11 protein-coding genes and 1 tRNA gene are annotated in these 6,834 nt (G+C 58.0%); 10 read left to right on the top strand and 2 right to left on the bottom strand.

Annotated features, from left to right (window positions below; genetic code table 11):
* Positions 1–384: 384 nt before the first annotated feature.
* The 10 genes from AC5E6N_RS20525 (at position 385) to AC5E6N_RS20480 (ending at position 5,184) form a co-directional block, all read left to right on the top strand.
* Positions 385–603, top strand: a complete 219-nt coding sequence (locus AC5E6N_RS20525) for a hypothetical protein (protein WP_491749557.1) — start codon at positions 385–387, stop codon at positions 601–603.
* 86 nt (positions 604–689) lie between these two features.
* Positions 690–1,355: a hypothetical protein gene (locus AC5E6N_RS20520; protein ID WP_491749556.1), complete on the top strand. Its 666-nt coding sequence runs from the start codon at positions 690–692 to the stop codon at positions 1,353–1,355.
* A 160-nt stretch (positions 1,356–1,515) separates the two neighbouring features.
* Positions 1,516–1,752 carry a hypothetical protein gene (locus AC5E6N_RS20515; protein ID WP_491749555.1) on the top strand — a complete coding sequence of 79 codons (237 nt, stop codon included), beginning with the start codon at positions 1,516–1,518 and terminating at the stop codon, positions 1,750–1,752.
* 32 nt (positions 1,753–1,784) lie between these two features.
* Positions 1,785–2,318 (top strand): hypothetical protein, encoded by a 534-nt coding sequence (locus AC5E6N_RS20510; protein WP_491749554.1) that lies wholly within the window; start codon positions 1,785–1,787, stop codon positions 2,316–2,318.
* 16 nt (positions 2,319–2,334) lie between these two features.
* Positions 2,335–3,207 (top strand): hypothetical protein, encoded by an 873-nt coding sequence (locus tag AC5E6N_RS20505; RefSeq protein ID WP_491749553.1) that lies wholly within the window; start codon positions 2,335–2,337, stop codon positions 3,205–3,207.
* A gap of 39 nt (positions 3,208–3,246) precedes the next feature.
* Positions 3,247–3,576 carry a transcriptional regulator gene (locus AC5E6N_RS20500; RefSeq protein ID WP_491749552.1) on the top strand — a complete coding sequence of 110 codons (330 nt, stop codon included), beginning with the start codon at positions 3,247–3,249 and terminating at the stop codon, positions 3,574–3,576.
* Positions 3,539–4,054, top strand: coding sequence for a DUF4031 domain-containing protein (locus AC5E6N_RS20495; RefSeq protein ID WP_491749551.1), 516 nt, complete (start codon positions 3,539–3,541; stop codon positions 4,052–4,054). Before AC5E6N_RS20500 ends, AC5E6N_RS20495 begins: the two co-directional genes overlap by 38 nt.
* A complete protein-coding gene (locus AC5E6N_RS20490) occupies positions 4,054–4,521 on the top strand; it encodes a winged helix-turn-helix domain-containing protein (protein ID WP_491749550.1) in 468 nt (155 codons plus the stop codon). The genes AC5E6N_RS20495 and AC5E6N_RS20490 overlap by 1 nt, the downstream gene beginning before the upstream one ends.
* On the top strand, positions 4,514–4,960 hold the full coding sequence (locus tag AC5E6N_RS20485) for an ASCH domain-containing protein (protein ID WP_491749549.1): 447 nt from the start codon (positions 4,514–4,516) through the stop codon (positions 4,958–4,960). The genes AC5E6N_RS20490 and AC5E6N_RS20485 overlap by 8 nt, the downstream gene beginning before the upstream one ends.
* A gap of 44 nt (positions 4,961–5,004) precedes the next feature.
* On the top strand, positions 5,005–5,184 hold the full coding sequence (locus tag AC5E6N_RS20480; protein WP_491749548.1) for a hypothetical protein: 180 nt from the start codon (positions 5,005–5,007) through the stop codon (positions 5,182–5,184).
* On the opposite strand, the gene AC5E6N_RS20475 is transcribed toward AC5E6N_RS20480, so the two are convergent.
* Together AC5E6N_RS20475 and AC5E6N_RS20470 are read right to left on the bottom strand one after the other, a co-directional pair.
* Entirely contained in the window at positions 5,177–6,397 is a 1,221-nt protein-coding gene (locus AC5E6N_RS20475; RefSeq protein WP_491749547.1) for an integrase, read from the bottom strand. The genes AC5E6N_RS20480 and AC5E6N_RS20475 overlap by 8 nt on opposite strands.
* Positions 6,398–6,669: 272 nt before the next feature.
* A tRNA-Leu gene (locus AC5E6N_RS20470) sits at positions 6,670–6,754 on the bottom strand.
* Between the last annotated feature and the right edge of the window lie 80 nt (positions 6,755–6,834).

Below are 6,834 nucleotides of genomic sequence, written 5' to 3'. Positions count from 1 at the left end.
TCGCGAACGGCTTTGCTAACGCACTGCTACACCACTTCAGGGGACACGACCGAAAATATCCATAATGACCCCTTGGCAGCGAGGCAAAATATACGGTTGTGCGAGGTTATAAGACGCCAACTATTTTACGTAGTAAGGAGGACTTCATCAACTGCCCATTGTATGGCGGCGAATAAGCAGGTGCCCCTATAAATTGGGCTCTGTTGTGGCGTTACTTCCCCTCAACAAAGCGTTTCTGGATCGCCTGACCAAACTGCAATCTGATCCTCCCATGCAACCGGGTTTGACGGAGGTATTGCCAATAGTAGCCAAATTGGCAATTTTTAACTTGACACAAATATAGCCAATATGGCTACTATGCACTCCGTACCCAACGGAGACGACATGATGAATTACGCAAGGATTATCCGCGCCCGCCGTTCCCGCACCATTGCTCGGGCAATGGCCGAAATCATGCAGGAGCTGGTCAGCCTCAAAGGCGATGCCAGCGAAGACGACCTAAAGCGCGAAGGCTTCACCGAAGCTGAAATCTCTACCTATGGCGAAAAGGCCCGCAACAGGGCCGCCGCTCTCTCAACAAAACACATCAAGCACGCCGCCTAACGTCCGTCCTCCCACGGACAGGGCCGCGTTGACCAATCCGGAAACCCGGTCGGCGCGGCCCGAGGGAGGCGGAAAGGGAGAACTGAATGCACAAGCCAGTCAAATCACTTCGGATTTTGGTTGCCTGCGAATACTCCGGCACCGTCCGAAATGCCTTTCTGGCTTTAGGGCACGATGCATGGTCATGCGATTTGCTGCCTGCCGAGGACTTCAGCAACCGCCATATCACCGGTGACGCGCGCGACTATCTCGGCGATGGCTGGGATTTGCTTATGGTTGCGCATCCGCCATGCACACGCCTTTGCAACTCCGGCGTTCGCTGGCTGACAAAGCCGCCGCGCGGCCGCACGCTTGAAAGCATGTGGGCTGAACTGGACGAAGGCGCGGCGCTGTTTTGCGATTTCTGGAACGCACCCATTGACTGCGTGGCGCTGGAAAACCCCATCATGCACAAGCATGCCCGCGAACGTATGCCGGCCGATCTGGCGAAACCCCAAATTGTTCAGCCTTGGTGGTTCGGCGAACCGTTTTTCAAGGCAACAGGCCTTTACTGCCGAAACCTTCCTTCTTTGGTGCCGACTAACAAACTGACACCGCCCAAGGCGGGGACACCCGAACACAAGGCATGGTCCCGCGTACATCGGGCACCACCGGGACCGAACCGCTGGAAGGACCGGTCGCGCTTCTTTCCGGGTATCGCCACAGCCATGGCAAAACAGTGGGGCGGAGACGCACTGGAGACGGTTGTATGATGTCGTCTTCCAGCACGAGTGCAAAAAAAATCGACCGCACAGCCGCAATCATCAGCGGCCTTGCCAGCCTTGTCTTACTGCTTTGCGTGGCCGGCGCGGCGCATGGTCTTTGGGAAGGCTGGGAACGGCTGATTGTGGCGCTCTATGGGGAAAAGCCTGTATGAGCGCGCGCATTAATCCCGACGCCCTGAAGTTGGCGGCCGACAAGGCAACGCTTTTGCAAAAGAAGCTCAACGCATGGTGCCAGTGGGAGCAATGCCCGCCGGCCGAACCGTGCGAGAGCATGCCCGATTTCGAAACCGATTGCCGGGCGCTCCTGCGGGAAATCGTGCCCATCATTCATGAAGGGGTTGAGACGGCCGGCGATGGCAGCGACAGCGGGGAGCAACGGCCGTGAACGTCGCCAGCCGCGCGCTCCATGATAGCCCCATGACGGAAGACCCGCGTAAGCGTGTCGCGCGGCGCTTGCGGGCGATCCGCACCCGCCACGCCGAGACAGCCGAAATGTCGTTCGGGTTTTTTGGCGGCGCAACGGTTCTGTGGTGCGACCCGCAGACGGGCCAGTTTGAACCCACGGCTGAATTTGCCGCCGACGTACCGCGCGAACAGATTGAATATCTCGGCAGCGCCTATGCGGATATCGGCTTTCTTCTGAACCTGATTGATCGATCGTTCCAGGAAATCGAACGCTTGAAGCAAAGGCAACCGGCCACTGCGCCGCCGGCGCTGATCAATCGGAACTATGCCACCCAGGCCGCCATCAAATGCGGCGAACCGCTTTATATCCGGTATTTGGAGCAAGGGCACAGCCTGGAACCGGGAGCCGGCACGGAAGCCATTGAAGCCGCACAGCGCGCCGCCGTGCGCATCCAGTCCAAGAAAGAACTGAATACAGACGCCGCCGCGCAGCAGCGCTGGCTTGCCCATTGCCGCGATTTCGAGGCGTGGCGGCAGGGCCGATAGGAAAGGGAACACGATCATGACAACGAACCGTCCCAGGGGATTCATTTACGATTGGAACCCGCGCGCTGACACCGTTGAACTTGTCGAGAACGTCAAATCCATATTGACGGAAAACAGTGACATTCTGCCTCTGACGCTCCGGCAGATTTTCTACATGCTGGTTTCCAACTTTGAGTACGACAAGACGGAAAAGGCATACAAGCGGCTTTGCGAAACCATGAACCGAGCCCGGCGCGCGAAGTGGATCGCCATGTACCAAATTCGTGATGACGGTCTGCGGCGCAACACGCCGCATGGCTGGGATGACGAAGAACATATGATCGACAGCTACAAAAGCGCTGCCCGTAGCTTCCGCCTGGAGCGCCAGGAAGGCCAGCCGCTTCATGTCATGGTTTGGTGCGAAGCGTCCGGCATGCTGCCACAGCTTGCCAACTATTGCAGGGATTACGGCGTGTCCGTTCTGTCGTCTGGTGGTTTCGACAGCGTGACGACAAAGCACAATCTCGCATCCGAGATCGCGGATCATGAGGCCGTCGAAATTCTCCATATCGGCGATCACGATCCTTCCGGCGTTCATATGGTCAAGAGCCTGGACGAAGACCTTGACGCCTTCGTTGCCCACTATGGCGGCGACGTGACCGTGACCCGCCTTGCCGTCACCAAACCACAGATACGCGACATGCGCTTGCCGACCGCGCCGCCCAAGGCGACGGATAGACGATCCTTCAGCGGCATGACCACCCAGGCCGAAGCCATACCGCCAAGGCGGTTAAAGGAAATCGTTCAAGCCGCGATTGAAGAGCGCATAGACCACGAAATTTACCGGGGCGTACTCGAACGCGAAGAGCAAATCCGCGCGTCACTGTCGGCGCGGCTGGCCCGGATTTAGGCCGACTAACCGCACCGCCAAAAAACGGGAAAGGCCTGCATGATGGATAAGCAGCGTATGCCGCATTGTCACGAATGCCTCAAGCCGCTTGAGAGCCGTTTGAACGGGCAGCGCTTTTGCGGCCCTGTTTGCCGCAAGTCCTGGAACAATCGCCGGGCGACACGCGGCGCGTGTCTCTATGACGTGTTCATGGGCCTTCGGCACGAACGCAAAGCGGCAAAGCTTTTGGGTTTCTGGTCGCTCGCCTGTGCCATGGCGACAGCCTGGAAGCGCGAAGACAGGGAAGCCGGCCGGCAGTCATACAACGATCCGGCAGAAGCGAACCGCATGAATGCGCAGTACCGCGCCAAGCATTTCTATATCAGGTGAGGGGGGATTGATGACTGTTTACGTCGATAATATGCGCACGCCCTACGGCCGCATGAAGATGTGCCACATGGTCGCCGACAGCGTTTCCGAATTGCTGGAAATGGCGGACAGGATCGGCGTTGACCGCAAGTGGTTTCAGGCCGGCGGCCATCCGCATTTCGATATCTGCCTGTCCAAGCGCAAAGAAGCGATCCGCCACGGCGCACAGCCGGTCGGCCGTCGCGAAATCGTAGACGTGATACGCCGGCACCGGGCGAAGATCGACGCGGACCCCGCCGAATTTGCGGCCGTGCGCACAGCCAAGTGGCGGCGCAGAAAGCCGGGGGATGATTGCTCCACCTGCGGCAACAAGGGTTTCATCTTTGAGTGCGGCCATTGGCCTTCCTGTGACTGTCCGGGCGGCACAACAAAACCGGGTTGCCCAGGACGGACGGTTCCTTGTCCGGACTGCAATCGGGCCGAATTGGAGCATGACTGATGGGCGAGTGTATCGACTTTGAAGGAACCAACACCTGCTTCGGTCCACCGCGTGGCCGCGATGATGCTTCGACCGTTCGCGCCTTCACCAACAAAGGGACATGCGTCACCAAATGGCGTTTGTCCGATGATGAAATAGCGGAAGTGGCGGCAACAGGATGCGTATATCTGTCGTTGCTGTTTGGCGGCCAAATGGTGCCGGCCTTTGTAGGCGGCGAGCATGCAGTGCGCGCCCTGACATGCGACTATGGCGGAACCTTTGCCCGCTCGACGCCAGATGCGAAAGACGGCGACGAATTGCACGGCTGGGAACGTGGAGAGCATAACCGCGCCCGCGTCTTGGCTTTCTATCGCAACAATCCATGCACCACGCAAACCGCATGTGCCGAAGCACTCGGCTTAAGCGCCATGGCGGTCAGCCGCCACGTGCGCGCGATCCGCGACGGCTGGAGGCCCGACAATGACTGAACTTCCATTGTTCGCCCTGTCGATACGTCAGCCTTGGGCATGGGCGATTGTCAGTGCCGGCAAGGATATCGAGAACCGTTGCTGGAGCGAGAACAATCCCGCACGTCGCTTCAGCGGGCCGTTCTGCATCCATGCTGCCCAGGGCATGACCAAGGGTGAATATGAAGATGCTGCGCGCTTCATGAACGGGATTGGCATTCGCTGCCCGGCGATGGAAGCGCTACCGCGTGGCGGCATTGTCGGAACAGCGAGACTTATAGAAATCGTCCGGCACAGCGACAGCCCATGGTTCATGGGTTCGTCCGGCCTTGTCCTGAAGGACGCCAAGGCGGTTGATTTCATTCCGGCCAAGGGAAAGCTTGGTTTCTTCAAGTGGGAACCGGTCAAAGCGGTAACGGCCGGCACCATACAACATTCATCGCAGCGGAACCTTTTCTGATGCACGGGCGCGACCGAGTTACGCTTGAAGATATAGACTGCGCCATGGCGCAACTTGCGGATCTGATCGAAAGCCATAAGGACGGCGAAAAGTTCATCTGCATATTCGACCGGCTGGAGCGGGAGCGGGAAGAACTTGCCGCCAAGGGTCCGCGCCTCAAATCCCGCCTCGACGCCGCCCGGCAACGCTATGCGGCCTCACAGGCGCAAAAGAACACTAAATAATCGACGGATCGAAGGGCAGGGCGATTTTCAGCAACTGATCGCGCCGCCACTCCAGCGCGCCGCCGTCGCCATATTCCGGCCGCTCAATGACATGTCCCATCATCATGCGCCGGAAATCGTCGGTAAGGCCGGCTTCCAGCATACGCTTTTCGAACGCATGGCGCAGTGAATAGACCTTATGGTCTGGCGTCTCCAGCAGATCATTCGTGCGCAGGAACTTCATCAGGGTATTGGATAGAAGCGTTTCCTTGTCGCGATAGCGGGGAAAGCCGCCTGGAGCCATCTGCATTGCCGCCAGGGCGACACCGACCAGGGGAACCAGGCGCGCGCTCGATTCCGATTTCAGAACGCGCCCGTCTTCCTCTTCGAACGCCAGATGCGGCACGTCGTGGCTCAAGCGAATGCGATCCGGTGAAAGATTGCATAGTTCGGACGGCCGCGCGCCCGTTTCGATCAAAGTCAGGAAGATGATACGGGCCTCAAGGTTCAATTGCTGAAGCGGGCCGGGACTGAGAAAGCGTGTTTTTATCCAGTCCACCGAGAAGGGCGGCCGTTTTTTCTTGCGGCTTTTCTTTTCGCTGAAGTTCAGCCCGTCAAACGGATTGGGAACGTCCAGATCATGCCACTCGGTAAAGCGGCGAAACAGCTTGCGCATATTGCCGAGATCGCGATTGGCTGCGCTTGGCCCGACTTCGCGGCGGTCGATCCGCTTGCTCCACCAGTCATAGAACGACTGTGCGTCTGCCCGTGAAACCTCAAGCAACGGCCTGTCGCCAGACACCTTGATGTAATTGGCCGACGCGCGCCATTTGACCTTTTTCCAGCTTTTGATTTGCGCCGGGCTGTGTCCACGGATTTCATCTTTGCCAAGTGTGTCGATATAGAATTCCATGGCTTCGGAAACGAGCAGCTTCGGCTTTGACACGCCACCCAGGAGCGCGGCCGTTTCGGAAGCGGACGCTTGTTTCGCCTTGGCGACACGCTGGAGAATATCGGGTAGCGGAGCGGTGGCCGCAATCTGGTCGGCTTCCATATAGACAAAGCCCATGAGCCGGGCACGGTTGATAGCAGCCTCATAGAGCTTCGTATGGCGCTCCACATCGCGATTGCTGGATAGTCCGGACCAGTAGAGGTCATCGGCCCTTTCGTGCGCGTCACGCCGCACACGGGCGATTTCCTGAGACTTAGTATTGAGGGCCGTCCGGACGAACACGCGCTTGTCTACCGCCTTGGCGGTTTTAGGGACGCGGCGATAGTAATGCCAGTGCCCAGCCCGGCATTGCAAATAGCGATCTGGGTCCGGTTCGTGACTCTGCTTTTCTTGACGCTTGGGAATGACGCTCTTGGACAATTGACCACCTGAAGGGCAGGGCGTGTAACACAATATGTATCACAATCTGTAACACAAATTTTCAAAACAGGCCAAGCAGCAATTATCGCTATCGCGATTTAGGTAGTAAATACAATACTTTAAAAGAAATTGATTGGTGCGGTCGAGAAGACTCGAACTTCCACGGGTTGCCCCACAGCGACCTCAACGCTGCGCGTCTACCAATTCCGCCACGACCGCACGTGGTAGAGCCGTTACCGGCGCGCCGCATGTACCAAATCGCCCTTGACCTTACAAGGGGCGGTTCCTTTTTTTTGCAG

The sequence above is a fragment of the Hoeflea sp. genome, from assembly GCF_984452065.1.
This window is presented reverse-complemented; position numbering and strand designations above follow the sequence as displayed.